The organism is Pseudopontixanthobacter vadosimaris (assembly GCF_012979275.1).
Lineage (GTDB): Bacteria > Pseudomonadota > Alphaproteobacteria > Sphingomonadales > Sphingomonadaceae > Pseudopontixanthobacter > Pseudopontixanthobacter vadosimaris.
Map to the genome: position 1 here is coordinate 1 of NZ_JABASZ010000039.1, position 24,696 is coordinate 24,696.

23 protein-coding genes are annotated in these 24,696 nt (G+C 62.1%); 4 read left to right on the forward strand and 19 right to left on the reverse strand.

The features are described from left to right. Positions 1 to 124 precede the first annotated feature (124 nt). From HG250_RS10055 to HG250_RS10070, 4 genes are all read right to left on the reverse strand, one after another. The gene (locus HG250_RS10055; protein WP_170005198.1) at positions 125 to 310 is read right to left on the reverse strand and encodes a hypothetical protein; all 186 of its coding nucleotides are present in this window, start codon (positions 308 to 310) and stop codon (positions 125 to 127) included. Positions 311 to 387: 77 nt separating this feature from the next. Beyond that, entirely contained in the window at positions 388 to 1,800 is a 1,413-nt protein-coding gene (lpdA, locus tag HG250_RS10060) for a dihydrolipoyl dehydrogenase (protein WP_170005199.1), read from the reverse strand. Positions 1,801 to 1,802: 2 nt separating this feature from the next. Then, positions 1,803 to 2,162 carry an acyl-CoA thioesterase gene (locus tag HG250_RS10065; RefSeq protein WP_170005325.1) on the reverse strand — a complete coding sequence of 120 codons (360 nt, stop codon included), beginning with the start codon at positions 2,160 to 2,162 and terminating at the stop codon, positions 1,803 to 1,805. A 41-nt stretch (positions 2,163 to 2,203) separates the two neighbouring features. Next, complete coding sequence (locus HG250_RS10070; RefSeq protein ID WP_170005200.1) at positions 2,204 to 3,568, reverse strand: pyruvate dehydrogenase complex dihydrolipoamide acetyltransferase; 1,365 nt, start codon at positions 3,566 to 3,568, stop codon at positions 2,204 to 2,206. Positions 3,569 to 3,699: 131 nt separating this feature from the next. Here HG250_RS10070 and HG250_RS10075 point away from each other — a divergent pair, with 131 nt between their 5' ends. Then, positions 3,700 to 4,152: a universal stress protein gene (locus HG250_RS10075; RefSeq protein WP_170005201.1), complete on the forward strand. Its 453-nt coding sequence runs from the start codon at positions 3,700 to 3,702 to the stop codon at positions 4,150 to 4,152. A gap of 4 nt (positions 4,153 to 4,156) precedes the next feature. Here the strand turns inward: HG250_RS10075 and HG250_RS10080 are convergent, their stop codons facing one another. The 10 genes from HG250_RS10080 to radA all read right to left on the reverse strand — a co-directional run bounded on the left by HG250_RS10080 (position 4,157) and on the right by radA (position 15,830). After that, the gene (locus HG250_RS10080) at positions 4,157 to 4,672 is read right to left on the reverse strand and encodes a peroxiredoxin-like family protein (protein ID WP_170005202.1); all 516 of its coding nucleotides are present in this window, start codon (positions 4,670 to 4,672) and stop codon (positions 4,157 to 4,159) included. A gap of 56 nt (positions 4,673 to 4,728) precedes the next feature. Beyond that, on the reverse strand, positions 4,729 to 7,050 hold the full coding sequence (rnr, locus tag HG250_RS10085) for a ribonuclease R (RefSeq protein WP_170005203.1): 2,322 nt from the start codon (positions 7,048 to 7,050) through the stop codon (positions 4,729 to 4,731). Positions 7,051 to 7,118: 68 nt separating this feature from the next. Further along, positions 7,119 to 8,462 (reverse strand): M28 family peptidase, encoded by a 1,344-nt coding sequence (locus HG250_RS10090; protein WP_170005204.1) that lies wholly within the window; start codon positions 8,460 to 8,462, stop codon positions 7,119 to 7,121. Between the two features lie 54 nt (positions 8,463 to 8,516). Then, positions 8,517 to 10,058, reverse strand: coding sequence for a proline--tRNA ligase (gene proS, locus HG250_RS10095; RefSeq protein WP_170005205.1), 1,542 nt, complete (start codon positions 10,056 to 10,058; stop codon positions 8,517 to 8,519). Positions 10,059 to 10,129: 71 nt separating this feature from the next. Continuing rightward, entirely contained in the window at positions 10,130 to 10,714 is a 585-nt protein-coding gene (gene phaR, locus HG250_RS10100; protein WP_170005206.1) for a polyhydroxyalkanoate synthesis repressor PhaR, read from the reverse strand. Between the two features lie 73 nt (positions 10,715 to 10,787). Then, entirely contained in the window at positions 10,788 to 11,828 is a 1,041-nt protein-coding gene (locus HG250_RS10105; protein ID WP_170005207.1) for an alanine racemase, read from the reverse strand. Beyond that, complete coding sequence (locus tag HG250_RS10110) at positions 11,821 to 13,413, reverse strand: MFS transporter (RefSeq protein WP_240957063.1); 1,593 nt, start codon at positions 13,411 to 13,413, stop codon at positions 11,821 to 11,823. The genes HG250_RS10105 and HG250_RS10110 overlap by 8 nt, the downstream gene beginning before the upstream one ends. Positions 13,414 to 13,477: 64 nt before the next feature. Beyond that, the gene (locus tag HG250_RS10115; RefSeq protein ID WP_338103904.1) at positions 13,478 to 13,918 is read right to left on the reverse strand and encodes an iron-sulfur cluster assembly scaffold protein; all 441 of its coding nucleotides are present in this window, start codon (positions 13,916 to 13,918) and stop codon (positions 13,478 to 13,480) included. Further along, positions 13,915 to 14,448 (reverse strand): CvpA family protein, encoded by a 534-nt coding sequence (locus HG250_RS10120; protein WP_170005209.1) that lies wholly within the window; start codon positions 14,446 to 14,448, stop codon positions 13,915 to 13,917. The genes HG250_RS10115 and HG250_RS10120 overlap by 4 nt, the downstream gene beginning before the upstream one ends. Positions 14,449 to 14,462: 14 nt before the next feature. Then, entirely contained in the window at positions 14,463 to 15,830 is a 1,368-nt protein-coding gene (gene radA / locus HG250_RS10125; protein ID WP_170005210.1) for a DNA repair protein RadA, read from the reverse strand. 71 nt (positions 15,831 to 15,901) lie between these two features. On the opposite strand from radA, the gene HG250_RS10130 reads away from it, so the two are divergent. Next, positions 15,902 to 18,241, forward strand: coding sequence for a patatin-like protein (locus HG250_RS10130; protein WP_170005211.1), 2,340 nt, complete (start codon positions 15,902 to 15,904; stop codon positions 18,239 to 18,241). Between the two features lie 4 nt (positions 18,242 to 18,245). Here the strand turns inward: HG250_RS10130 and dnaJ are convergent, their stop codons facing one another. Together dnaJ and dnaK are read right to left on the reverse strand one after the other, a co-directional pair. Next, positions 18,246 to 19,361 (reverse strand): molecular chaperone DnaJ, encoded by a 1,116-nt coding sequence (gene dnaJ, locus HG250_RS10135; RefSeq protein WP_170005212.1) that lies wholly within the window; start codon positions 19,359 to 19,361, stop codon positions 18,246 to 18,248. 79 nt (positions 19,362 to 19,440) lie between these two features. Beyond that, positions 19,441 to 21,390, reverse strand: coding sequence for a molecular chaperone DnaK (dnaK, locus tag HG250_RS10140; RefSeq protein ID WP_170005213.1), 1,950 nt, complete (start codon positions 21,388 to 21,390; stop codon positions 19,441 to 19,443). Between the two features lie 192 nt (positions 21,391 to 21,582). On the opposite strand from dnaK, the gene HG250_RS10145 reads away from it, so the two are divergent. Together HG250_RS10145 and HG250_RS10150 are read left to right on the forward strand one after the other, a co-directional pair. Next, positions 21,583 to 22,065, forward strand: coding sequence for a copper chaperone PCu(A)C (locus tag HG250_RS10145; RefSeq protein WP_170005214.1), 483 nt, complete (start codon positions 21,583 to 21,585; stop codon positions 22,063 to 22,065). Positions 22,066 to 22,235: 170 nt separating this feature from the next. After that, positions 22,236 to 22,577 (forward strand): hypothetical protein, encoded by a 342-nt coding sequence (locus HG250_RS10150; protein ID WP_420821326.1) that lies wholly within the window; start codon positions 22,236 to 22,238, stop codon positions 22,575 to 22,577. A 70-nt stretch (positions 22,578 to 22,647) separates the two neighbouring features. Here HG250_RS10150 and HG250_RS10155 read toward each other — a convergent pair whose 3' ends face one another. The 3 genes from HG250_RS10155 to hrcA all read right to left on the reverse strand — a co-directional run bounded on the left by HG250_RS10155 (position 22,648) and on the right by hrcA (position 24,690). After that, positions 22,648 to 22,941, reverse strand: a complete 294-nt coding sequence (locus HG250_RS10155; protein ID WP_170005215.1) for a glycine zipper domain-containing protein — start codon at positions 22,939 to 22,941, stop codon at positions 22,648 to 22,650. A 77-nt stretch (positions 22,942 to 23,018) separates the two neighbouring features. Beyond that, the gene (locus HG250_RS10160; protein WP_170005216.1) at positions 23,019 to 23,621 is read right to left on the reverse strand and encodes a nucleotide exchange factor GrpE; all 603 of its coding nucleotides are present in this window, start codon (positions 23,619 to 23,621) and stop codon (positions 23,019 to 23,021) included. 10 nt (positions 23,622 to 23,631) lie between these two features. Beyond that, entirely contained in the window at positions 23,632 to 24,690 is a 1,059-nt protein-coding gene (hrcA, locus tag HG250_RS10165; protein WP_170005217.1) for a heat-inducible transcriptional repressor HrcA, read from the reverse strand. Positions 24,691 to 24,696 lie beyond the last annotated feature (6 nt).

Here is a 24,696-nt window from a genome sequence, read left to right on the forward strand (position 1 = left end):
GGTAGCAGTGGGCCGATCAAAGCCCACTCGTCACCCGACACACCAACCCGCTCACCCAATGCTGCCTCCAAAAGGTAGCCTTGAATCAGCGGTCGAGTCTCAGGTCAAGCTTTGTCCACGAAGCCTAACCCTTTTTCTTTGCCGCATTCACGAGCGATTGGTTGGCTCTTTCGGCAGCAGGATATTGCTCCGGTCGAATGGAAGACTGGTTTTTCAGAGCGCGATGATCTTTCGTAACTTCGCTATCGTCATCATAATCCGGGGTGTCTGGTTCACCGCCCTGCGGATCGTCGGAAATTTCGTATTCCATGGCATTCTCCTCTTCAGCGGATAAACCGCCGGAGGGAAGCACCTGTTCCGCAGCTTTGCGACAAGTTGCCCGCCGCTTCAGATATGGAGCGCGCGCCCGTGAGCGGACAAGACGCTTTCATGCATCATTTCGCTCAACGTCGGGTGCGGGAAGATTGTGTTCATCAGTTCCGCTTCGGTCGTTTCAAGCTCTTTCCCGATAGTGTAACCTTGGATGAGCTCAGTGACCTCCGCGCCGATCATGTGCGCGCCGAGCAGCTCTCCGGTGCTTGCGTCGAAAACGGTCTTGATGAAACCTTCCGCCTCACCAAGCGCAATCGCCTTGCCGTTGCCGATGAATGGAAAATTGCCGACATTCACATCGTGACCTGCATCTTTCGCCTTCGCCTCTGTCAGACCCACGCTGGCGATCTGCGGATGGCAATAGGTACAGGCAGGTATGGTATTGCGGTTCAGCGGATGAGGATGCACTTCTTCGTTGCCCAACTCGCGCGCTATCGATTCAGCGGCGGCAATGCCTTCATGGCTTGCCTTGTGCGCCAGCCACGGACCCGGAACGCAGTCGCCTATGGCCCAGAGGCCCTCCGCTCCCGTCCTGCCGAACTCGTCGATCTGGATGAAGCCGCGCTCCATCGTGATACCTTGCTCCTCAAGTCCGATCCCCTCGGTGTTCGGCTGAATACCGATGGCGACGATGGCATGGCTGAATTCATGCTCCGCAGCCTCGCCATCGGCAGGCTTGATGCTGGCGCGAAGCGTGTCTTCAGCCGTTTCGATGCTCTCGACACCTGCCCCGGTCAGGATCTCGATGCCCTGCTTTTCCAGTGACTTTTTCAGAAATGAGGATATTTCTGCATCTTCGACTGGTACGATACGGTCGAGCATTTCGACAACTGTCACATCGACACCCATGTCATTGTAAAAGCTGGCGAACTCGATGCCGATAGCACCCGAACCGATCACCAGCAGCTTCGACGGCATCTCGCGCGGCGTCATGGCATCACGATACGTCCAGATCCGTTCACCATCGGCAGGCGCAAACGGAAGGTCGCGCGCCCGTGCACCGGTGGCGATGATGATGTGTTTGCCCGTAATCTCCTGCGAGCCGTCCTGCCCGGATATCTGCAGCCTGCCGGAGCCCTGCAATTCGCCTTTACCCATGAAGACTGTGATGCCGTTCTTCTTCATCAGATGAGCGACCCCCTGATTCAGTTGCCTGGCGACGCCGCGGCTGCGCTTAACCACTGCATCGAGATCGGCCTCGATCCCCGATGCTTTCAACCCGTAATCGCCGGCGTTCTGCATATAGTGGAATATTTCGGCCGAGCGAAGCAGGGCCTTGGTCGGGATGCAGCCCCAGTTGAGGCAGATACCGCCCAGCAACTCGCGCTCGACGATGGCCGTTCTCAAGCCCAGCTGTGTAGCGCGAATGGCAGCGACATAGCCCCCCGGGCCGGAACCGAGGACGATGAGATCGAATTTATCAGCCATTTCTACTCCGAATCATTCGCGGACAGGGCCGCTTCGCCTACCGCTCGCGGGCGGTCGTCATCGCCAAGCAGCACGAATTTGAACGATCCGCTAGCCACGCGCGTCGACGCCTCGCTGTTCCGGTCTCTCGCGATCGCCTCCGCCTCTATAGTCAGCGACGTGTTGCCCGTCGCGGTCACGCTGCAATAGACCGACAATTCGTCACCCACGCGCATCGCTCCGGGAAATGCGAAGTCGGTGGCGGACACTACCACGGCCTTGCCCTGCCCGGTCCGCGAGGCGAGCGCTCCTGCGCCGAGCGCCATCTGGCTCATCAACCAGCCCCCGAACACACCGCCATAGGGGTTGGTATTGGCCGGCATCGCCGTGATGCGGATCATCGGTAGCCGGTCGACCGCGCCGGTCACGCGACCAGCCCCAGTGGGTTTTCGACCAGCGCCTTGAAGGCCCTCATCAGTTCGGCACCATCCGCACCGTCGATCGCGCGGTGATCAAAGCTGCCGGTGGCCGACATCACGGTCGCAATCTGGACGGCTTCATCGACAATATGCGGGCGCTTCTCCCCCGCACCGACGGCCATGATCATGGCTTGTGGGGGATTGATGACGGCGTCGAACTGCTTGATCCCGAACATGCCGAGGTTCGAAAGGCTGGCGGTTCCGCCCTGATATTCTTCCGGTTTCAGCTTCTGTTCGCGTGCCCTTGCGGCCAGATCCTTCATTTCCGTCGCGATCGTCGAAACCGGCTTGCTTCCGGCGTCGGTGATAATCGGCGTAATCAGTCCGGAAGGTGCCGCGACCGCTACCGAGATGTCAGCGCGGGAATAGCGGCGCAGCGCATCTCCGGCGAAGCTGACATTGCAGGCGGGCACCCGCAGCAGCGCCCTGGCGAGCGCCTTGATCAGCAGGTCGTTGACGGAAAGCTTGATTCCGTCCGCTTCCAGCGCCGCATTCAACTGGCCGCGAAGCTTCAGCAAGGCATCGAGCCGCACGTCCACGGTAAGGTAGATGTGCGGTATGGTCTGCTTGGCTTCGGTCAGGCGCCGCGCGATGATCTTGCGCACATTGTTGAGTTTCTCATCCTCATGCGGGATCCCGAAATCCGGGATGTTGGTGTCATTGTCGGGTGCAGGGGCATGTTCCGGCACGCGGGGATCTTTCGCCGCCTTGCCTTCCGCTTTCCGGTCGTCCGCCTCCCGGGTTGCCTGTTCAAGATCGGCCTTGACGATGCGTCCTCGCGGCCCGCTGCCTTCGATTACAGCGAGGTCGATGCCCCGCTGCCGGGCAAGGCGGCGAGCCAGCGGAGAAGCGATGATCCTCTCGCCTTCCGAGCGTGTTGCAGACAGATCGACGGCAGTTGCACCGTTCGTGCCGCTGGTAACATCCTTTTCATCGGCATCGTTGCGCTTGCTCTCGCCAGAAACCTTTTCTTCCCGAATCTGCGTCTCCTTCGCCTTGGCATTGCCGCCATCGCCTGCCGCGCCCGAGGAAGCGTTCGCGCCATCGGCAGCATCTTCCAGGCTTTCGCCATCGAGAGCCAGCGTGGCGATAACCGTGCCGACCGCCACCCCTTCGGTCCCGCCCTCGACAGCGATATGTGCGATGCGGCCTTCGTCCACGGCCTCGAATTCCATCGTCGCCTTGTCCGTCTCGATCTCGGCCATGATGTCGCCGGAGCGTACCTCGTCACCCTCTTTCACCAGCCACCTGGCGAGGGTTCCCTCCTCCATCGTGGGCGACAGGGCGGGCATTCTAATGGGGGTCGGCATAATTTATCGAAAGTCCTTACGGATTGCGGCGTTTCGGGCGAATGTATCCTTGGCCAATTTGACTGCGCCGGGCAAGGTTCTTGCGAAAATAGCCCGTGGCGGAGATAGGGGGGCTGACAGGGGAACGAATTATGCGCACCTTTCTGGTGGTGATGGACGAAACGGCGGAGGCGCGGCAGGCGCTTCGCTTTGCCGCGAAAAGAGCTGCAAAGACCGGGGCTTCGGTCCATATAATCGCCATCGTGCAGCCGCAGAATTTTAACGCGTTCGGCGCTGTTCAGGCCACGATCGAGCAGGAAGCGCGCGACCGTGCCGAGGTTATTGCCAACAGTGCCGCCGGTTCGCTGATAGGCGAAACCGGCAAACTGCCGACGATTACCGTCAAGGTCGGTGAAGGCCAGGCGATCATCCGCGAATATCTCGGTGCGAATGGCAATGTCGCCGCGCTAGTGCTCGGTGCCGCGACGGAGGGCGGACCTGGTCCGCTGGTATCGCACTTTGCGGCGAATGCGGGTAATCTCCCCTGCCCCCTTTATATCGTGCCCGGCAGCTTTACCGACGACGATATCGACAATCTGGCCTGATCCGTCAGGTCAGGTCGCCGCGTGCGGGATAGTTCTTGTCCTTTACGAAATCGATCCCGTCGAGCAGCTGGCCAAGCGGAGGCCGGGTAAAGGGCGCACTCTGCTTCTGGGCGAAGAACAGTTCCATATCCGGGCGGATCAGAAACAACCCGGGTTCGGAAAACCGTTCCGGTTCGTCGCTGCCTTCGCGGGCCGAGGATATATACAGGCCCCAGCTTCGCGCCGTTTCCTCATCCATCCCGTATGCCAGCGGGAGATTATGGGTGTCCCATTCCTCGTCGACGAGCATGGCCCGGTCCTGATCGTCCATGCAGACTGCGAACACGTTGACGCCGCGCTCCACGAAATCCTGCAGGCGTCCGCCGAGTTCTTCCAGATAGTTCTTGCAGATCGGGCAGTGGCTACCCCGATAGAATACGAGCATGGTAAAGGCATCAGGAGCCTGTTTTTCAAGTTCGAACCGCGTTCCGTTGGTTAGCGGCAGATCGAGATTGGGCACTTTGCGAGCGGGTGTCAGCATGCGATTCTCCTTCTACATAGGTGAATGCTCGACAGGTGCCGCTCGTTCCGCTCGCCTTATTTCCTGCGTCCCTGATGCCTGATATTCCCTGGCCGCCCGCGTTTGCCCTGCATAAATCCTGCGCCGCCCGACTTTTCCTTACCACCGGGCTTGCCCTTACCGCCGCCGGGCTTGCCCTTGCCGGATTTACGCCGCTCGCGTCTTTCGGGACGGCCACCACGCGGTTCGACCGGCTTGCCCGCGTCATCCAGAGTTTCGAATTTAAGCGCGCCCGTCAGCGCGTTGGCTTCGGCCAGCTTCAGCTTCAGCCGGTCGCCGACCGCATAGGTCGTGCCGCTGTCTTCACCGACCAGCGCTCTTGCCGCCTCGTCGAAACGGAAATATTCGCGGCCAAGAGTGCTGACCGGGACCAGGCCGTCACCACCGAGCTTTTCGATCGTAGCGAAGAAGCCGAAGCCCTGCACGCCCGTGATCCTCGTGTCGAATGTCTCGCCCACCCTGCCGGAAAGCCAGGCCGCGACATAGCGGTCGATGGTGTCGCGTTCGGCTTCCATCGCGCGACGCTCGGTCTTGCTGATGGCATCGCTGATGGCGCCGAGATCGGCACGATCCTTGTCCGAAAGCCCGGATTTCCGGGGCAGCCTGGCCGCTGGTGCAGGCTGCTCCAGCTTGAATGCATCTACCAGCGAACGATGCACCAGCAGGTCGGAATACCGCCGGATAGGCGATGTGAAATGCGCGTAGGATCCTAGCGCCAGTCCAAAATGTCCCGCATTGGCCGGACCATAATAGGCCTGCGTCTGGCTGCGCAGAACCGCTTCCATCACCTGCGCCTTTTCAGACTCGTCGGTAACATCCTTCATCATGCGGTTGAAAAGGCCGGGCGTTATCACCTGGCCCAAAGCCAGGCTGCGCCCGAATGTGTCGAGGTAATCCTTCAAGGCGACCAGCTTTTCGCGGCTGGGCTGTTCGTGCACGCGGTAGACGACAGGTGCCGGCTTACTCTCCAGTGCCTTTGCCGCTGCGACATTGGCGGAAATCATGAAGTCTTCGACAACCCGATGAGCATCGAGCCGTTCACGTATGGCGACCTCGGCGATCTTGCCCTGTTCGTCCAGCACTACGCGCCGTTCCGGCAGATCGAGGTCCAGCGGATCGCGGGCGGCCCGCGCTTTGGCCAGGCATTCCCATGCGGCCCAGAGATTGCGGAGATTCTCGTCCGCTGCGCCCTCGTCGATGCGGGTCTGCGCATCCTCATAAGCGATCACTTCCGCGATGCGGACGATAGCGCGCGTGAAGCGCCAGGCGGAGATCTTCCCTTCGCCGGTGATCGTCAGATGACAGACCATGGCGGCGCGGTCCTGCCCTTCGACCAGAGAACAGACTTCGGCGGAAAGGATTTCGGGAAGCATCGGCACGACCCGGTCGGGAAAATAGACCGAATTGCCTCGCGTGCGGGCTTCACGGTCCAGCGCACCGCCGGGACGGACATAATAGGATACATCGGCAATCGCGACGACGGCGTCGAAACCGCCATTGCCGTTCGGCTTCGCCCAGATAGCATCGTCGTGGTCTCGCGCATCGGCAGGGTCGATCGCGATGATCGGCAGATGCCGCAAATCCTCCCGGTCTTCTTGCGATACCGGCAAATCAGCCGCCAGTTGCGCTTCGTCCAGCGCCTCCTGCGGGAACACATTGGGAATGCCGTGCTTCGCAATCGCGATAAGGCTGAAACTGCGGGGCGCCAGCGGATCGCCCAGCACCTCCACCACGTTGACGCCGCTGCGTGCGCCCTTGCCTGCCGCTTCGACCATGACGAGCTGGCCTTCTTCGGCACCGCCCAGATCCTTTATCGGGCTCGAACTGCGGATTTTCTTGTCGACCGGGGCGAGCCACGGCTTCCCGCTGCCGTCGATCTCGACCACACCCATCATGCCGTCGACGCGCGGGGGCAGCTTCTTCATGACGTGGGCACGGTATCCCCTGCCCGCTTCTTCGGTGCGGGCGAGGATGCGGTCATCCACTTTCAGGGCGCCGCCCTTACGCTTGTCCTCGATAACACGTATGCGGGGCGGCGGCGAACCATCGTCGGGCGACCAGCCTTCCGGAATGGCGAAGGCTTCGCCATCCTCAACGGCCTTGATGGCGAGAGTCGTGACCTTCGGCACACCGCCCATGCGATTGAAGGCGGATTTGCTGCCATCGATCAGGCCTTCATCGCCCATATCTTTCAGTAACTTCTTGAGGGCGATCTTCTCCTGCCCCTTGATACCGAAAGCCTTGGCAATTTCCCGCTTGCCGGCGGGACGATCCGAGGTCTGGATGAAGTCGAGAATCTGCTCGCGGCTGGGCAAGCCGTTCATGGTACGTTTGGACATGCCGGACGTCTAACCCATCGCGCGCAGCGCGTCACTAGCGCCGGCGATGCGCCTTCACCCTCAAGCCTTCACTCCGCCGCGTCGGAACCGATCGGCGCGAATGCACCGCCGGGAACCGCGCTGGCCGCCGGCGATAATACACCGTCGGGCGAGCGACTGCTGATGCCGAAGATCCAGTCGTCACCGCGCACACCTTCCAGCCGGGCACTTGTGGCCGAGACATTGGCGATGACCGGCTGCTCTTCCCAATAGGGCTGATCGGGGCGCCGCTGCCAGATCGTGTAGCCGGTGGCACCTTCGACGGGAGTCCATTTCAGATCGGTGTAGGTCTGCACCGCAGCTTCCGCCGTCGCCGCGGGAGGCATTGCCGTACGCGCCAGCCGGTCCAGAGCGCGCACGTTCAACTGCGTCACTTTTGCAAGATAGGGGAAGTCCATCTCATCCACGGTGTCACCATAGGTTACGCCGTTCTCCACCCGCAGATCCTGATGCTGGTGATCGTAATCCTCGACCGCAACGGAAAAGCGGATCGCCGGATAGCCTTTTTCCAGGAAGGGTATCTGATCGCCGCCACGACCCATGCGATCGGTACGCCAGATCTGCCGTACATCCAGCCCGCCTTCGGCCTCATCGGCAAGATCGTCCAGCCAGCGGGAAAGGTTACGGCTGGGGCTGTCGTTCTCGCCGCCGTCGCGGCGCTGCGCCGCGCCGACAGCGTCGGTCAGATCGGCGCGCGGCCCTTCGGAAAAGACTCGGACATGCTCTGCATCGCAGAAACCGTCCGAGCCGCAGCTGTTGCCGACCACGTCATTATTCAGCACCGCCTTAACGGTCCATCCCTGCTCCTCGGCATGATCGGCCAGCAACTGCCCACCGTAGAGGCCCTGCTCCTCCCCCGACAGAAGCGCATAGACGATCGTGCCGGGATAGCTGTTCCCGCTCAATGCGCGGGCTGCCTCGATCACCAGCGCCGTGCCGCTGGCATCGTCATTGGCACCCGGTGCATCGCTGGTGAAATCGGCCACATCGGTCGCCCGGCTATCGATGTGCCCCTGCACGATCACCACCTCGTCCGGCCGTGCGGTGCCGCGCTGGATGGCGACGACATTGACGAGGCGGGTGGGCTGCGGGATGCGGCGGCCCTCCACGATCCGTTCCGGCGTCACGATCTCGAGGCAATCGCCGCAGCGAGCGGAAATCTGGCGGAACTGGGCTTCGCCCCATCGCCGCGCCGCACCGATTCCGCGCGTGTCGCTGTCCTGTTCCGACAGGGTGTGGCGAGTGCCGAAGGATACGAGTTTCTCGACATCGGAACGCAGACGTTCCGCCGACACATTCGTAGCGGGGTCGCTCTCCTGTGCGGCAACGGGTAAGGAAACGAGGGCGACGGTGGCGAGGAGAAGCTTTTTCATGTCACGCTTTTCACGCCATAATCCTGTAAATGCAAGGCCCTGCTACCGATGCGCTCAATAAGCGCGGGCGAGCAGGATCCGCTCCGTCGCTGGCGCGCCAGTGAAGATGCAGGCAGCATCCGCGGCGGCAGACTGGCTCGGAACATTGCGGATGGTCAGCTTCAGCGACTTCAATCGTTCGACAATCTTGTCCAGCTCCGCGCCCGTCGGTTTCGACCATTGCACCTCCACCCAGCCGGGATATTTTCCGTTGCTGGTAAAGAATTCTGCCACCGCGTCGAAGCTGTCCAGGCCGCGCGTGATATTGGCCTCGCGCCGTTCTTCTGCCTGCCGGAACAGTTCGGCCTGGATTTCTTCCAGCAGATGCGGAACGTCTTCTGCCGCTGCTTCGATAGCGGGAGCGGAAAAGTCCGGTTTGCCATTATCGGCCCAGAGGCGATCGCGCCGCAGAAAGCTGACGGTCCCGGCATCCATGTCCCGGCTGCCGACTTCGATGATGATCGGTGCGCCTTTCCGCACCCAGTCCCAACGTTTGGCCGCCGCCTTGCCGGGTTTCCGGTCCAGCAGCACGCGAACGGGTTCGCCCAGCGCCGATCTGCCGGCAAGTTTCGCGCGCAGGCCTTCGCAATATTCGAGCAGCGCGGCATCTTCCGGCTTGTCGCGCAGCATCGGCAGGATAATCACCTGCCAGGGGGCGATGCGCGGCGGCACGCGCAGGCCGTCATCGTCGCCATGCACCATGATGATGCCGCCGATCATCCGCGTCGACACGCCCCAGCTGGTGGTATGGCACAGCGCCTGCTGCCCTTCGCGGTCCTGATAATTGATGTTCGCCGCTTCGGAGAAATTGGTGCCGAGATAATGGCTGGTGCCGGCCTGCAGCGCCTTGCCGTCCTGCATCATCGCCTCGATTGACCAGGTCTCGACCGCGCCGGGAAAGCGCTCATTCTCCGGCTTCTCGCCGGCAATCACCGGCAGCGCGAGATCGTCCTCGGCGCAGGCGCGATAGACTTCGAGCATCCGCAGCGTATGTTCGCGCGCTTCCGCCTCATCGGCATGGGCGGTGTGCCCTTCCTGCCACAGGAATTCGGTCGTCCGCAGGAACATGCGGGTCCGCATTTCCCACCGCACCACATTCGCCCACTGGTTGGTCAGCAACGGCAGGTCGCGCCAGCTTTGCACCCAACGCGCCATCGCATCGCCGATGATGGTTTCGGACGTGGGGCGGACGACCAGCGGTTCTTCCAGCTTCGCTTCGGGATCGGGTATCAGCCCCCCTTCCCCGTCCGCGATCAGCCGGTGGTGGGTGACGACCGCCATTTCCTTGGCGAAACCTTCGACATGCTGCGCCTCCCGCTCGAAATTCGACAGCGGGATGAAGATCGGAAAATAGCAATTTTCATGGCCGGTCGCCTTGATCCGGTCGTCCAGCAGCCGCTGGATACGCTCCCAGATTCCGTAACCCCATGGCTTGATGACCATGCAGCCGCGCACGCCCGATTCCTCTGCAAGATCGGCAGCGGAGATTACCTCCTGATACCATTGCGCGAAATCGTCGGCACGGCGGGCGGTCAGGGCGTGGCGTATGTTTGACAAAGGGGTATTACTCGTTCTGGTCAATTGGCGGAAACTCGGCCCGGCACTGGTGAGCCGGGAGCGATGGAAGCTTAGCTGTCCATATCGTCCAGGCGCTTCTGCATGGCAGCCATCTGTTCGCGCAGGGCCTTCAGATCATCTTGCGCCGATGCATTCTTGCCCGACTGGTCGCCATCCCCACCGCCAACCGCCCCGTCGTCGTGTCCGCCGCGGGGCATGAAGGCTTCGGTCGCTGCCCGCATCATCGCCATGTTTGTTTCCGCCATGCGCGACAGCGGATTGCCGGTGCCGACGCCCGTCTGGAACGCCGACTGGAACTTCGCCTGGTTACGGCGAAAATTGGCCATGCTGGCTTCCAGGTAATGCGGCATCATGGCCTGCATCGAATTGCCATACATCGAGATCAGCTGCCGCAGAAAGCTGACGGGAAGCATATGTTCGCCGTTGGCTTCTTCCTCCATGATAATCTGGGTCAGGATGGAGTGGGTGATATCGTCGCCTGACTTGGCATCGACGACCTGAAAATCGACGCCTTCCCGCGTCATGCGCGCAAGATCGTCCAGCGTGATGTAGCTGGAGCAACTGGTGTTGTAGAGCCGCCGGTTGGCGTATTTCTTGATGATTACCGGGCCGTCGCCGGATTTAACCTTGGCCATCTTGCGCGTCCCTCTTGCATTGCATCACGAGGCATTTAGCACTTGCAGCATACACTAGGCAACTGCACTTGGATCATCGTAGGCGATGGCCGATGACGGTGAGCAGTTCATATTGCGACAGGCCGCAGCGCTGCGCGGCACCGGGCATATCGAAAGGGATGTCCAGCCAGTCGCCTTCGCGCAAATCCGGGGCATTCGTCAGATCCAGCACGATCATATCCATCGAAACCTTGCCGATCAGCGGCAGCACCCGGCCCTCATGCGTCAGGGCCTCCCCGCCCCTGCTGCGAAGAAATCCGTCGGCATAGCCGATGGAGACGATCCCCGATGGTAGGGCTCGATCCGCGATATAGGTTCCGTTGTAGCCGACCCTGTCGCCCGGTTCGAGATCGCGCCGCAGTAACAGGGCGGCCTGCGGATAGGCAACCTGCCGGATATCGTCCGTCAGTTCCGGCCGGGGAATACCGCCATACAGTGCCAGACCGGGCCGCGTGAGATCGAAGGTGTAGTCCGGCCCGAGCACGATCCCCGCGCTATTGGCCAGACTGTACCGCTTCGCCTTCACCATCGCCCGCGCTTCGCGAAACAGCTTCAGCTGGCGCCGATTGGACGGGCTTGCCTCGTCGGCCGACGCCAGATGCGACAAGAGAGTGACGACATCGAGCGTGGCGATCAGCGGATCGGAAAGATCCCGCATGGCAAGCCCCAGCCGGTTGATGCCGGTATCCACCATCACGTCACACGCACCGCCGCCGGCCTCCGCCCATAATTTCGCCTGATCCAGCGAATTGATGACCGGGCGGGCACCGACGGCTCGGGCATAATCCGTTTCGGTCCGGCTGATCAGGCCGTGCAGAACGGATATGTCTGATGCAGGAACATAGCGAACAACGTCCGCGACTTCGCTCCAGTGGGCGACGAAGAAATCGCGGGCACCCGCTCCGCGCAGCACCGGAACGCACCTGTCGACACCCAGGCCATAGCAATCCGCCTTCACCGCAGCGCCGGCCCGGCCGGGCGCCGACATCCTGTCGAGCTGGTGCCAATTTGCAGCAAGTGCGTCGCTGTCCAGATTGACCCGCAGAGTGGCCGGCGGAGGCGCGATGTCATTCATCGGCGGCAAAGTCGCGCGGCGGACCGCCGGGCAACCCCCAGATGGCAACCAGAAGCCCAAATGCCACGACCACCCAGGTGTACCACAGTCCGGAATAGGCATCGCCTGTCGTGGCGATGATATATCCGGCGATGAGCGGCAGAAACCCGCCGAGATAGCCTGCGCCGATGTGATAGGGGATCGACATCGAGCTGTAGCGGATCTTCGGCGGGAACATTTCCGCCAGCAAGGCGGCCACCGATCCATAGGTAAGCGCCGACAGGCCGCCGAGGCACAGGAGCAGCGCGATTATGCCGATGATGTTTGCAGGCGGTGGTACCTGCGTCGAAAAATCATAGCCTGCCTCTTCCAGCCAGTCGCGCAAATTCGCGCTGCGCTCCGTCTCGGCGAGCGCGCTATAGTCATGACTTTCCGCGCCGATGCTCAAGACCGGCGCCGGGCCTGGTGCGATGTCATAGGGTACGCCCAGAGCGGTAAGGTCGGACAGCAGGCGCCCGCAGGATGTCGCCTGTTCATCGGCGAAGGCATCGAACTCGCAACCGGCGCCCGCGATGGTGACGGGCGCATCGCGGGCATCGTCGCGCAGGCCCGGGTTCGCCAGCGCCCCGATCCCCCAGAAGATGGGGAACAGCAGCAGCAGGGTCAAAGCCGCCCCGATCACGATGGGTTTCTTGCGCCCCACGAAATCGGACCAGCGCCCGACAAGCAGGTAGAAGCCCATGGAGAGGAGGCCGGCAACGAGCATGATGATCTCGACCACCTGCTCCTCCACCCGCATCGGCCCGCGCAGGAAGCTCAGCCCGGAGAAGAAAGCCGTGTACCAGATGGTCGTGAGCACGCCCGTCACCCCGAACAGCACGACGAAAACGCGCTTCTTGTTTCCCGGATAGGTGAAACTTTCCACGAAGGGATTGGCCGCCGTTCCGCCTGCTGCCTTCATCGCCTGGAAGACCGGACTTTCACTCAGCTTCAGGCGCATCCACAAGGATATGCCGAGCAATATTATCGACAGGAGGAAAGGAATGCGCCACCCCCATTCCACGAAATCGTCGGCAGGGACGAGGAAACGGCAGGCTATGACGACGAGGATCGACAGGACGAAACCGCCAACCACGCTCGCCTGGATGAAAGCGGTGTAGTAGCCGCGCTTTTCCTTCGGCGCATGTTCCGCGACATAGATCGCCGCACCACCATATTCGCCGCCCAGCGCCAGGCCCTGGAGAATGCGCAGGAGGATAACGATAGCGGGCGCGGCAAGGCCGATGGTGGCGGCGCTCGGCACCAGTCCGACCCCTGCCGTTGCCACGCCCATCAGCGTCACGGTGACGAGGAAGGTGTATTTGCGGCCCAGTCGGTCGCCCAGGAACCCGAACAGGATCGCCCCGAGCGGCCGAAATCCGAAGCCGACGGCGAAGCCCGCCCAGACGAGCAGCAATTGCAGCGTCGAATTGTCGGATGGAAAGAATGCCGCACCGATCAGCGATGCCAGCGTTCCATAGATGAAGAAGTCGTACCATTCGAAAATGGTGCCGGCGGAACTTGCCGCGATCACGAGGCGGATTTCCTTTGCGCTGGGTTCGCGCATGGCTGGTGCCTTGTCCCCCGTCATCCCGATCATCCCCCGCCGGCTTTATTCTGGCTGAGAAGCCTTAGCTTTGCGGCTCGATGTTGCAAAGCGCCGCCGATGCGGCTTTCCACGGCAATGCGATGACCCCGTGACGGGCAGGATATTCGCGCGCTGCTTCCAGCACCGCAATGCCGGCCCATTCGGGCTGCGTTCCTGTTCCTGCAAGCCACTGTTCGATGTTGCTGGCAGCAGCATCGATATCAGCAGCATCGGAACCGATCGCGCCAGCAGCAAAGATCGCCGCTGCCGCCTGGCCGACCGCGCAGGCGCTCACCATCATCCCGAGCTTCCGTATACGGCCTGCGTCGTCGCAGTCGATCCCCATCGAGATCGTACTGCCGCAAGTGCGCGAGCGCGCTTCGGCATGGCGGTTCATGCCGCCGATCAGCGGGTAATCGCCGAGCGATACGGCAAGGCCGAGCAGTTCCGGTGTATAGAGGCGCGCTGCAGGCAAAGCGCTCACCGTTCCTCCCCGTCCACACCCGCTTCTTCACCTCGCAGTTCTTCGCGGCGTTGCTGGATCATCTGCACCAGGGCGTCGGCCCCGGCATTGACCGCGGAATAGCTTCGCGCCGAAGTGATCCACGTCGGCCGTCCGGCCACGCCCCACAGCGTGTCGTAGCCCAGCACCAGCAGGGAAAATGCCGCGACGACGATGATCGCCCCCTTTATCGCGCCGAAGCCGAAACCGAGAACCCTGTCGATCGGCCCAAGTATCGAGGCCCGGGAAGTGCTGCCCGCCCAGCTGGCAATCAGCTTCATCGCCGCATAAGGGATCAGCAGCAGCAACGCAAAGGCGAGGACAGCCGCGCCGGACGGCGTCCCGATGTTGGGCGAAAGCCAGTCGTACAGCGGCGTGTGCAGATAATGGATGGCAAACAGCGCCAGGATCCACGCCGCCAGCGAGAGAACCTCCTGCACGAACCCGCGCAGGAAACCACCGACGGCAGCCACGCCGACGATTATCAGAACGATGATATCGAAACCCGTCATTTCGCCTTTGCGGATTAGTCCTGCTTGACCACCCGGTCAACGAGGTTGGCGAGTTGCTTGACCTCCTGATAGTTAAGGTCCGGTGAATTTGCCTTTGCATCTGCGGGGCCGAAGCCCTTGGCAAACCCCAATTTCGCCGCCTCGCGCAGCCGCAAGGATGAATGCGCCACGGGCCGGACCTCTCCCGCCAGCGAAACTTCTCCGAACCAGACACTGTTTCTTGGCAGCGCCCTGTCGGACAGGGCGGACACGAGAGCCGCCGCAACTGCCAGATCGGCTGCGGGATCGGTCAGGCGGTATCCGCCCGCCACGTTCAGGTAGACTTCGGCCGAGCTGAAGTTCAGGCCGCATCGCGATTCGAGTACCGCCAGCAGCATCGCCAGCCGTCCGCCGTCCCACCCCACGACGGCGCGCCTCGGCGTGGCTCCGGACTGCAGGCGGACGATGAGAGCCTGCACTTCAATCAGAACCGGCCGTGTGCCCTCCAGTGCCGGAAATACGGCGCTGCCTGCCAGCGGTTCGTCTCGCCCGGACAGGAACAGCATGGACGGGTTGGCGACCTCTTCCAGCCCTGCCCCCGCCATCGCGAAGACGCCGATCTCGTCCACGGCACCGAAGCGATTCTTCAGGGCACGAAGGATGCGATATTGATGGCTGCGTTCACCCTCGAAGCTCATTACCACGTCGACCATGTGTTCGAGCACACGCGGCCCGGCAATGCTGCCATCCTTGGTGACATGGCCGACGAGGACCATGGCGACGCCGTTTTCCTTTGCGTAACGGATCAGTTCGAAAGCGCAGCCGCGAACCTGACTGACCGTTCCCGGCGCCCCTTCTATCGTGTCGGAATGCATTGTCTGGATTGAGTCGATGACCAGCAGGGCCGGCGGTTCCATGGTGCCAAGCGTCGTCAGAATGTCGCGCACCGATGTCGCGGCCGCCAGTTTCAGCGGCGCGTCGGCCAGGCCCAGCCGCGCCGCGCGCAAACGGACCTGCCCCGCAGCTTCCTCTCCGCTGACATAGACGGTTTCGCCGCCTGCCTTGGCGATCTTGGCTGCCGCCTGCAGCAGCAGGGTGGATTTGCCGATACCCGGATCGCCGCCCATCAATATGGCCGATCCCGGCACCAGCCCCCCGCCAAGCGCCCGATCGAATTCGGCAAGCCCGGTCGGGCGCCGCTTCAGTTCCTCTCCGGGCGCATCCAGCTTGACGAATTCTACCGGCCGCCCCCCGCTCGACAGATCGTGCTTCTGCGAGAAAACGGTGGCTGGTGCATCCTCCACCAGCGTGTTCCATTCGGCGCAATCGCCGCACTGGCCCTGCCAGCGATGGGCAACGCTGCCGCAGGCCTGACAGATATATCGACGCTTCGTTTTAGCCATGCCAGGGGAATTAGCAGAACATAGGTGGAACGCAATTGCCCTCGGCAGAAATCCCCGGCAAAAGAACCGGCATGCGGCAGAAGGAACTCAGGATCGCGCTGGTCTGCTATGGCGGCGTCAGTCTGGCGGTCTACATGCATGGTGTCACGAAGGAGGTCTGGAAACTGGCGCGCGCCAGTCGGTCGTTCCATGCCGGTGCTATCCGCCAGGACGGCTCGCAGGGCATCTACCGTGACCTGTTGCAGCACATGCAGGACCATCACGGCCTGCGCCTGCGCGTCATGCCCGATATTCTGACCGGTGCCAGCGCCGGCGGCATAAATGCCGTGTTCCTGGCGCAGGCGATCCATTCCGGCCAGTCGCTCGAACCGTTGACCGACATGTGGCTGGAAAATGCCGATGTCGGCAGGCTGACCGATCCCGGTGCACGGCCGGTATGGCGTTTCGCCAAGACATGGGCGCAGCCCATCGCATGGTGGCTGCTGAGGCGGCCCGGCAATGCCGTTTCGGACTCCGTCGCGCCGGAAACGCGGGAGGAGGTCCGCAACAAGGTTTCGCGCCTCATCAGGGGCCGCTGGTTCGCGCCGCCTTTTTCAGGTTCGGGCTTTACGCGCCTGTTGCACGATGCCTTGACGATGATGGCTTCGGGCGAGGCGGAGCATCCCTTGCTTCCGCCCGGCCATCCGGTCGACCTGTTCGTCACCGCGACCGATTTTCACGGCTATCGCGAAGTGCTGCGGCTCAACAGTCCCGGCCGGGTCGAGGAAAGCGAGCACCGGCTACCCATCGGTTTCCGGTCGAAGGTTCCCTCCCGCCCTGGCGAGGATCTGGCCGACCCCATGGAGCTGATATTCGCAGCAAGGGCCACCGCCAGCTTCCCCGGCGCGTTCCCCCCGCTGCGCCTGTCGGAGATTGACGAACTCTCCGCTGCCATCGGAAACGAATGGGCGGGGCGCGATGAATTTCTTGAACGGATCATGCCCGCCCATGTCCGTCAGGGATCTGTGGACAATGTCTCGCTGATCGATGGATCGGTGCTGGTGAACGCTCCTTTCTCAGGCGCCATGGCGGCATTGCAGGGGCGGCCCGCTCAACGCGAGGTGGATCGCCGCTTCGTCTATATCGACCCGCGGCCGGACCGTCTGGGCTCCTCGACACCCGAAGCGCGCGAACCGGTCGGCTTCTTTGCCGCTATCTTCGGTTCGCTTTCCACGATCCCGCGCGAACAGCCAATCAGGGACAATCTCGAGGTTCTGGCCGATCAGTCGCAGGAAGCGCGGCGGCTCCGGCAGATCATCACGGTGCTTCGCCCCGAGGTGGAGCAGGTGGTCGAAAAATTGTTCGGCCGCACCCTGTTCCTGGATCGCCCGACGCCGAAACGGCTGAAAATCTGGCGGGCAAAGGCGCAGCAGGCCGCCGCCGAGACCGCCGGTTATGCCTATCATTCCTACGCACAGGCGAAATTCGCCGGCATCCTCGATGGCCTGGCTCGCTCTGTGCTGCAGGCCGCGCCGGGCCTTGCCCCGCTCGATCCGGTTGCTCTGGCGGCGGTATTCCGGCAGACCTTGCAGAACGACGGCCTGCCAACCCTGTCCGCCAGCGGCGGAGGCGCGAACCCGGCTGCCATCGCCTTCTTCCGGGCGCATGACACGGCATTTCGCGTGAGGCGGCTTCGCTTCATGTTGCGGCGGCTGGCCCGCGACTGGGAGGCGGATCCGGACATCCCGGACCCCGCACTCGAAGATGCCCGTGCCAAGGTATTCACGATCCTGGCCTTGTATTTTTCGAAGGACAGCGCCGGCGATACAGGTGACGAGTTCGCGGCGCGGGCGAAAGATGCGATGTCGAACCCTGCAGCCGTTCTGGAGTATGTGGCCGGGCGGCAGCTTTTGCCCGAAATCGATGCAAACGCGGAGCAGATGCTGGCAGATGCGCTCGAAAAGATGCCCCGTGCGCTGCGGCGGCGCATGCTTCTCGCTTATCTCGGATTTCCCTTCTACGATGTCGCTACCCTTCCCTTGTTGAGGAACGAGGGCCTGACCGAATTCGATCCGGTGAAAGTAGACCGGATTTCGCCCGACGATGCCTTGTCGATCCGCAATGGCGGCACGGCAGCGACCCTGCGCGGGACGGAATTCTATAATTTCGGCGCGTTCTTCAGCCGCGCCTACCGCGAAAACGACTATCTCTGGGGCCGCTTGCACGGCGCCGAACGCATGATCGATCTGGTCTATTCCACCGCCGGAAATCCGGCACCGGGCGAGGCGCTGCCGGGCACATGGACCGAAGAGGTCAAACGGTTCAAGCGATCCGCCTTCCTGGCCATTCTTGACGAGGAAGACGGCATCGGTCGGCTGAACGCCAACTTGATATCAGGCCTGCGTGCCGAAGTGCACGCCAGGATGGGATGACGGTTCAGGTTCCGAAAGCCTTTTTCAACTTGTCGAAAAATCCGCGGCTGTTCGGGCATTCGTCACCCGTTTCCGTCTCCTGGAACTCGTGCAGCAGTTCCTTCTGCCGTGCCGACAGTTTCGTCGGCGTTTCAACGGCGACCTCCACAACCAGATCGCCCCGGCCTCGGCCCTGCAGCACAGGCATACCGCCACCGCGCACACGCAATTGCCTGCCGGACTGGATGCCTGCCGGAATGGTCACCTCGTTGGTGTTGCCATCAAGATCCGGAATGGAGACCTTCCCGCCCAGCGCAGCGGTCGTGAAGCTGACGGGCAGATGCGCCACCAGCACTGTGCCTTCGCGCTGGAAAACCGGATGCGGGCGAATGTGGATGAAGATGTAGAGATCGCCGGCCGGAGCGCCATAGGGACCAGCCTCGCCCTTGCCCGTCAGGCGGATGCGGGTGCCGGTATCGACACCGGGCGGAATATCGACGGAAATGGATTGCGGCAGATCGACACGGCCTTCGCCGCGGCAGTCGCGGCAGGGCGTTTCGATGACTTCGCCGCGTCCCTGGCAGTTAGGGCACGCCCGCTCGACTACGAAGAACCCCTGCTTGGCGCGGACCTTGCCAATTCCGTGGCACAGGTCGCACTGGCGCTTGCCGGTTCCCGGCTTTGCACCATCCCCGTCGCAGGTGTCGCAAACCTGCGAAACCTCGATCTCGATTTCCTGCGTATCGCCGTGAAAGGCCTGCTCCAGCCCGATTTCCATGTCGTAACGGAGGTCGGCGCCGCGCCGGGCCTGCTGACGTCCGCCGGCATTCGCAAACCCACCGCCGAAGATCGTTTCGAAAATATCGCCGATATCCGAGAAATCCTGATGGCCGCCACCCCCGCCGCCCTGCTGGAACGCGGCATGGCCGTAGCGATCGTAAGCGGATCGCTTCTGCGGGTCCTTCAAGCAGTCGTAAGCCTGACTGATGTTCTTGAACTTCGCTTCGCATTCTGCATCGCCGGGGTTCCGGTCGGGATGATATTTCATGGCGAGCTTGCGGTAGGACGATTTGATCGTCGCGGCATCAGCGTCGCGCGATACCTGAAGCAATTCGTAATAATCGATTTCAGTGGCTGGCATTATTTCGCGTTCCCTCCGTCACAAACGACCACCACCGGTGCGCCGGGCACCGGTGGCGGCTTCGGTCTGCATCGGAATGTCAGCCCTTGTTCTGATCGGCAGTGGCATCGGCGTCAGCGCCGTCGTCGACTTCGGAAAACTCCGCATCGACGACATCGTCGTCAGCCCCGCCCTCGCCGGAACCGGCATCTGGCCCGGAACCGGCACTTGCCTGTTCCTTCTCATAGATCTGCTGACCCATCTTCATTGCCAAGTCCGTGAGCGCCTGCGACTTGGCGTTGATCGCGTCGTTATCGTCGCCTTCAAGAGCCGTCTTCGTTTCCGCCAATGCAGTCTCGACTTCGGACTTGAGACCGGCGTCGATCTTGTCGCCATGCTCGTCCAGCTGCTTCTGCGTCGCATGCACCAGGCTGTCGGCCTGGTTGCGCGCTTCGGCTCCTTCGCGGCGCTTCTTGTCTTCCTCGGCGAACTTCTCCGCGTCCTGCACCATCTGATCGATATCGCTGTCGGTCAGGCCGCCAGAGGCCTGGATACGGATCTGCTGTTCCTTGCCCGTGCCCTTGTCCTTGGCAGACACGTTCACGATGCCATTCGCGTCGATATCGAAGGTCACCTCGATCTGCGGAACACCGCGCGGTGCGGAAGGGATGCCAACCAGATCGAACTGGCCCAGCATCTTGTTGTCCGCCGCCATTTCGCGTTCGCCCTGGAACACGCGGATGGTGACGGCCTGCTGATTGTCCTCGGCCGTGGAGTAGGTCTGAGTCTTCTTCGTGGGGATCGTCGTGTTGCGATCGATCATCCGGGTGAACACGCCGCCCAGCGTCTCGATACCGAGCGACAAGGGCGTGACGTCGAGCAGCAGCACGTCCTTGACGTCGCCCTGCAGAACGCCAGCCTGGATGGCGGCACCCATGGCGACGACTTCGTCCGGGTTGACGCCGGTGTGCGGTTCCTTGCCGAAGAAATCCTTCACGGCTTCGCGCACCTTGGGCATGCGGGTCATACCGCCGACGAGCACGACTTCGTCGATCTCCTTGGCAGTGACGCCGGCATCGGCCAGAGCCTTCTTCATCGGCTCCTTGGTGCGTTCGATCAGCTTGGAAACCAGCTTCTCGAGGTCGGAACGGGTGATCGTCTCGACAAGGTGAAGCGGCGTGGTCGATCCGCCTTCCATCCGCGCGGTGATGAAGGGCAGATTGACTTCCGTCGTCTGCGCGCTCGAGAGTTCGATTTTCGCCTTTTCAGCGGCTTCCTTCAACCGTTGCAGCGCCAGCTTGTCGGTGCGGAGATCCATGTTCTCCTTCTTCTTGAACTGGTCGGCCAGATATTCGACAATGGCGCTGTCGAAATCCTCACCGCCGAGGAAAGTGTCACCATTGGTCGACTTCACCTCGAACACGCCATCGCCGATCTCGAGGATCGACACGTCGAAGGTGCCGCCGCCAAGGTCATACACGGCGATGGTCTTACCGTCGTCCTTGTCGAGGCCATAGGCAAGCGCCGCGGCCGTGGGTTCATTGATGATGCGCAGCACTTCGAGGCCTGCGATCTGGCCGGCATCCTTGGTCGCCTGGCGCTGCGCGTCGTTGAAATAGGCTGGCACGGTGATGACGGCCTGCGTCACTGTTTCACCGAGATAGCTTTCCGCCGTCTCCTTCATCTTCTGCAGGATAAAGGCCGAAATCTGGCTGGGGCTGTAATCTTCGCCGCCCGCCTGCACCCAGGCGTCGCCATTCTTGCCCTTCACGATGTCATAAGGAACCAGTTCGGTATCCTTCTTCGTGACCGGATCGTCGAACCGGCGGCCGATCAGGCGCTTGACCGCAAAGATCGTGTTGTCGCCATTGGTCACTGCCTGGCGCTTCGCCGGCTGGCCGATCAGGCGCTCGTTATCCTTGGTGAATGCGACGATCGAGGGCGTGGTACGCGCGCCTTCGGAATTCTCGACGACCTTGGGCTTGCCCCCATCCATGACGGCAACGCAGCTGTTGGTGGTGCCGAGGTCGATACCGATTACTTTTGCCATGGTTTCCCCATCTTTACTGAAACTATGCGACCGCAGCCGTCTCCGCGTGCCTTGCGGGCTTCCCGTCACGGCGAAGCGGATCGGCGGCTGTGTTACGCAGGGCGATATAGGAGCGGTTTTTCTTGGCACAAGGGAACAGGCAGAGTAGTTGCCTTGCATCGAATTACAGGAAGAAACCGGGGGGAATTCACGATGAGAAATACATTATTCGCTGCAGCCACGCTGGCCGTTTCCAGTTTTGGACTGGCATCGTGCGGCACGGAAACTGCGACGGAAATTCCCGACGCGGTCGACGGCATCGACGGTGTCGAAATTTCTAATGCACGGATCGTACTCGGCCCCGTCGCAGGCAATCCTGCGGCCGTCTACTTCGATGTGACCTATGGCGGCGATCGCGCGCTCACCATTCGTGCCGCAGACGTCGAAGGCGCCGGTTCTTCCGCCATGCATCAATATGGAGAATGGGACGGCCAAACGCAGATGATGGAAGCATTGCCAGTCGCACTGGCTTCGGGCAGCAATGTCAGCTTCGAACCGGGCGGGCTGCATGTCATGGCCATGGACCCGCCTGCCGCATGGCAGCCCGGCGGCACTGCCGAAGTGACACTGACCGTTTCTGGCGGAGACAAGGTCAGCTTCCCGGCAGAAATTCGCGCCGCCGGCGAAGAACGCTGACGGCAGAACCGGCCGGCGCGGCAGCGGCCTCATGCCCGATCGGCGGCGAAAGGCCGCTTACGGCAGGCGAGATCACGCTGGCGCGGACCATCTTCGGTGACGCGGTCGATTACGGCCGCGTCACCATCCGCCGCCGCAAATGGTTTCCGTTTCAGCCGCGCAACGTGACGATGGCCCCGCGTGGACATATCCATTTTCACCCGCGCGGCAGCACCTATTGCGAAGATTTCTCCGCTGTTTCACCTTTACGTGCAGGGCTGTTCATCCATGAGATGACGCATGTTTGGCAAGCGCAGCGCAATGGAGAATGGTGGCTGGTGGTTCACCGCCACCCATGGTGCAGATATCATTACAGCCTGAAGCCGGGATGGCCGCTGCACCGCTACGGTATCGAACAGCAGGCGGAAATCGTGCGTCATGCCTTCCTGCTGCGAAACGGCGTGAAGCTGGCAGGTGTGAGCGACAAGGCTGCTTACGATCTGCTGGTGCGCTTCCCCGGCGCAGACCGCTAATCGCAAAAGCAAGAAGGGCGCCACCGCAGTGACACCCCTCTCGTAACGCTCGTAAGATGAAAATGTCAGCTCAGTAGCGCGGATCGACTGGATAGCCGCGGGTGCCGAAGCAGTCATCGTCGAGGTAGCGGTTGTTGTTGTAACCATCGCAATCATCGTCCTTGTCGACGAAATAGCCTGCGAGGCCACCGGCCGCTGCCCCGGCAAGAGCGTAGGATGCGATGTCGCCGCCGGTGACCGCCGCTGCCGCAGCACCAAGAGCACCACCGCCAAGCGCACCTTCCGCCGAATAATTTTCAGCGCAAGCGCCGAGCGAAAGCGTGGACAGCGCCAGTGCGGAGGCGGCAAACATACGGTTCTTCATGATCTATTCTCCCGGAACAATGTCCGCCCTATACGGATGAGGCACGAATGGGTTCCAGAACCTGCAAACCCACCTGGTCAGTCTGGCTTTTTGGCAACACCGACCATTGCGGGCCGCAGCAGCCGGTCCTTGATCATATAGCCCGCCTGCATTTCCTGTACGACCGTTCCCGCTTCGTGATCGGGTGATGGCACCTCGAGCATGGCCTGATGCTGATTGGGGTCGAGTGGAAGGCCAACGGCAGCGATGCGCGTGATGCCATGCGCCGCGAACACCTTGTCCAATTCGCGCTGCGTGGCCTGAATACCGGTAACCAGACCCTTGAACTTGCTGTCTTCGCGAAGATCTTCGGGAACGGCTTCGATCGCGCGGGCCAGATTGTCGGCCACGCTGAGAATGTCGCGCGCGAAACCCGTGGCAGCATAGGCCCGTGCGTCGGCGACATCCTTTTCCATGCGGCGACGAACATTCTGCGTATCCGCGCGGGCATAGAGCACGTCCTGCTTCGCGGTTTCGAGATCGGCACGCAAAGATGCCAGCGCCCCGTTCAGGTCGCCTCCTTCCTCGCCTTCGCCGTCCTCGCCTCCATCGCGGAACTGCTGCGGCACACCTTCCAGTTCGCGTTCCACTTCGCTGTCCTGCACGGAACCGTCCTGCAAATTCTTGTCGTCGTCGATCATTATATCCATTTCATCCGATGAGCCTGCCCAGGGATCGGGCCGTGAAATCAACCATGGGGACGACCCTGGCGTAATTCAACCGCGTCGGGCCGATGACCCCCAGCACACCCACGACCTTGCCTTCGCGGTCGTGATAGGGGGACGCGATGATACTGGAGCCCGACAATGCAAACAGCCGGTTTTCCGACCCGATGAAGATGCGCGTGGCATTCGCCTCCCGCGCGCTGGCAAGCAGTTCGGACACGGATTGCTTGTTTTCCAGATCGTCGAGCAGCGAACGCACCCGTTCGAGATCGGACATGGCCGCCTCGTCAAGCAGATTGGCCTGTCCGCGCACGATCAGGACGGGGCGTTCGGCGGCATCCTGCGTCCAGGTGGCCAGCCCCCGCTCCACAAGATCGCGGCTTGCTTCATCCAGGGCGCTCCTGCCGGAAGCGATCTCGGCCCGCATGGCGCCGGCCGCTTCTGCAAGCGTCCGCCCCGAAAGATGCGCCGTGATGTAGTTGCTCGCCATTTCCAGTGCCGGCGGACCGAACTCGCCTTCCAGCTCGAGCAGCCGATTTTCAATAGCGCCATCCTGTCCCACCAGCACGGCCAGCGTACGGCCCGGCCCGAGCTGCACCAGGCTGATCTGCGACAGGCGCGGTTCGCGGCGCGGAACCAGCACCATGCCCGCAGCGCCTGACAGGTCGGACAGCAAGCTGCTCGTGGTTTCCAGCGCCTGTTCGATCGGGCCGGGCTGCGCCAGCCGCCGTTCGATGGCGGCGCGTTCGTCGGCACTGGGTTCGGCAACCTGCATCATCCCATCGACGAACAGGCGCAGACCGGTCGTGGTCGGCACCCGGCCTGCGCTGACATGGGGAGCGGCAAGGAAGCCGGCGGATTCAAGATCGGCGAGAACGGACCGGATAGAGGCAGGCGACAAATTCACCCCGCCTTCGTTCGACAGGGATCTGGAGCCTACCGGATGTCCGCTTTCGAGATACCCTTCCACGACTAGGCGGAAGATTTCCTGCGCGCGGGCGGACATTTCCCTGATCGCCAGTTTTGCATCGTCCTGCTCGGCCATGGCACC

Excerpts from the sequence above, each read along its gene's own strand:
- HG250_RS10080 (WP_170005202.1), bottom strand. The coding sequence starts at position 4,672 with ATGCTGACACCCGCTCGCAAAGTGCCCAATCTCGATCTGCCGCTAACC.
- HG250_RS10155 (WP_170005215.1), bottom strand. The coding sequence starts at position 22,941 with ATGAAGAACCGTATGTTTGCCGCCTCCGCACTGGCGCTGTCCACGCTT.
- HG250_RS10105 (WP_170005207.1), bottom strand. The coding sequence starts at position 11,828 with ATGAATGACATCGCGCCTCCGCCGGCCACTCTGCGGGTCAATCTGGAC.
- HG250_RS10090 (WP_170005204.1), bottom strand. The coding sequence starts at position 8,462 with ATGAAAAAGCTTCTCCTCGCCACCGTCGCCCTCGTTTCCTTACCCGTT.
- dnaJ (WP_170005212.1), bottom strand. The coding sequence starts at position 19,361 with ATGCCAGCCACTGAAATCGATTATTACGAATTGCTTCAGGTATCGCGC.
- HG250_RS10160 (WP_170005216.1), bottom strand. The coding sequence starts at position 23,621 with ATGATCGACGACGACAAGAATTTGCAGGACGGTTCCGTGCAGGACAGC.
- rnr (WP_170005203.1), bottom strand. The coding sequence starts at position 7,050 with ATGTCCAAACGTACCATGAACGGCTTGCCCAGCCGCGAGCAGATTCTC.
- HG250_RS10075 (WP_170005201.1), top strand. The coding sequence starts at position 3,700 with ATGCGCACCTTTCTGGTGGTGATGGACGAAACGGCGGAGGCGCGGCAG.
- HG250_RS10110 (WP_240957063.1), bottom strand. The coding sequence starts at position 13,413 with ATGCGCGAACCCAGCGCAAAGGAAATCCGCCTCGTGATCGCGGCAAGT.
- radA (WP_170005210.1), bottom strand. The coding sequence starts at position 15,830 with ATGGCTAAAACGAAGCGTCGATATATCTGTCAGGCCTGCGGCAGCGTT.
- HG250_RS10145 (WP_170005214.1), top strand. The coding sequence starts at position 21,583 with ATGAGAAATACATTATTCGCTGCAGCCACGCTGGCCGTTTCCAGTTTT.
- HG250_RS10120 (WP_170005209.1), bottom strand. The coding sequence starts at position 14,448 with ATGACGGGTTTCGATATCATCGTTCTGATAATCGTCGGCGTGGCTGCC.
- HG250_RS10065 (WP_170005325.1), bottom strand. The coding sequence starts at position 2,162 with ATGCCGGCCAATACCAACCCCTATGGCGGTGTGTTCGGGGGCTGGTTG.
- HG250_RS10150 (WP_420821326.1), top strand. The coding sequence starts at position 22,236 with ATGGCCCCGCGTGGACATATCCATTTTCACCCGCGCGGCAGCACCTAT.
- lpdA (WP_170005199.1), bottom strand. The coding sequence starts at position 1,800 with ATGGCTGATAAATTCGATCTCATCGTCCTCGGTTCCGGCCCGGGGGGC.
- HG250_RS10055 (WP_170005198.1), bottom strand. The coding sequence starts at position 310 with ATGGAATACGAAATTTCCGACGATCCGCAGGGCGGTGAACCAGACACC.
- HG250_RS10130 (WP_170005211.1), top strand. The coding sequence starts at position 15,902 with ATGCGGCAGAAGGAACTCAGGATCGCGCTGGTCTGCTATGGCGGCGTC.
- HG250_RS10070 (WP_170005200.1), bottom strand. The coding sequence starts at position 3,568 with ATGCCGACCCCCATTAGAATGCCCGCCCTGTCGCCCACGATGGAGGAG.
- dnaK (WP_170005213.1), bottom strand. The coding sequence starts at position 21,390 with ATGGCAAAAGTAATCGGTATCGACCTCGGCACCACCAACAGCTGCGTT.
- phaR (WP_170005206.1), bottom strand. The coding sequence starts at position 10,714 with ATGGCCAAGGTTAAATCCGGCGACGGCCCGGTAATCATCAAGAAATAC.
- hrcA (WP_170005217.1), bottom strand. The coding sequence starts at position 24,690 with ATGGCCGAGCAGGACGATGCAAAACTGGCGATCAGGGAAATGTCCGCC.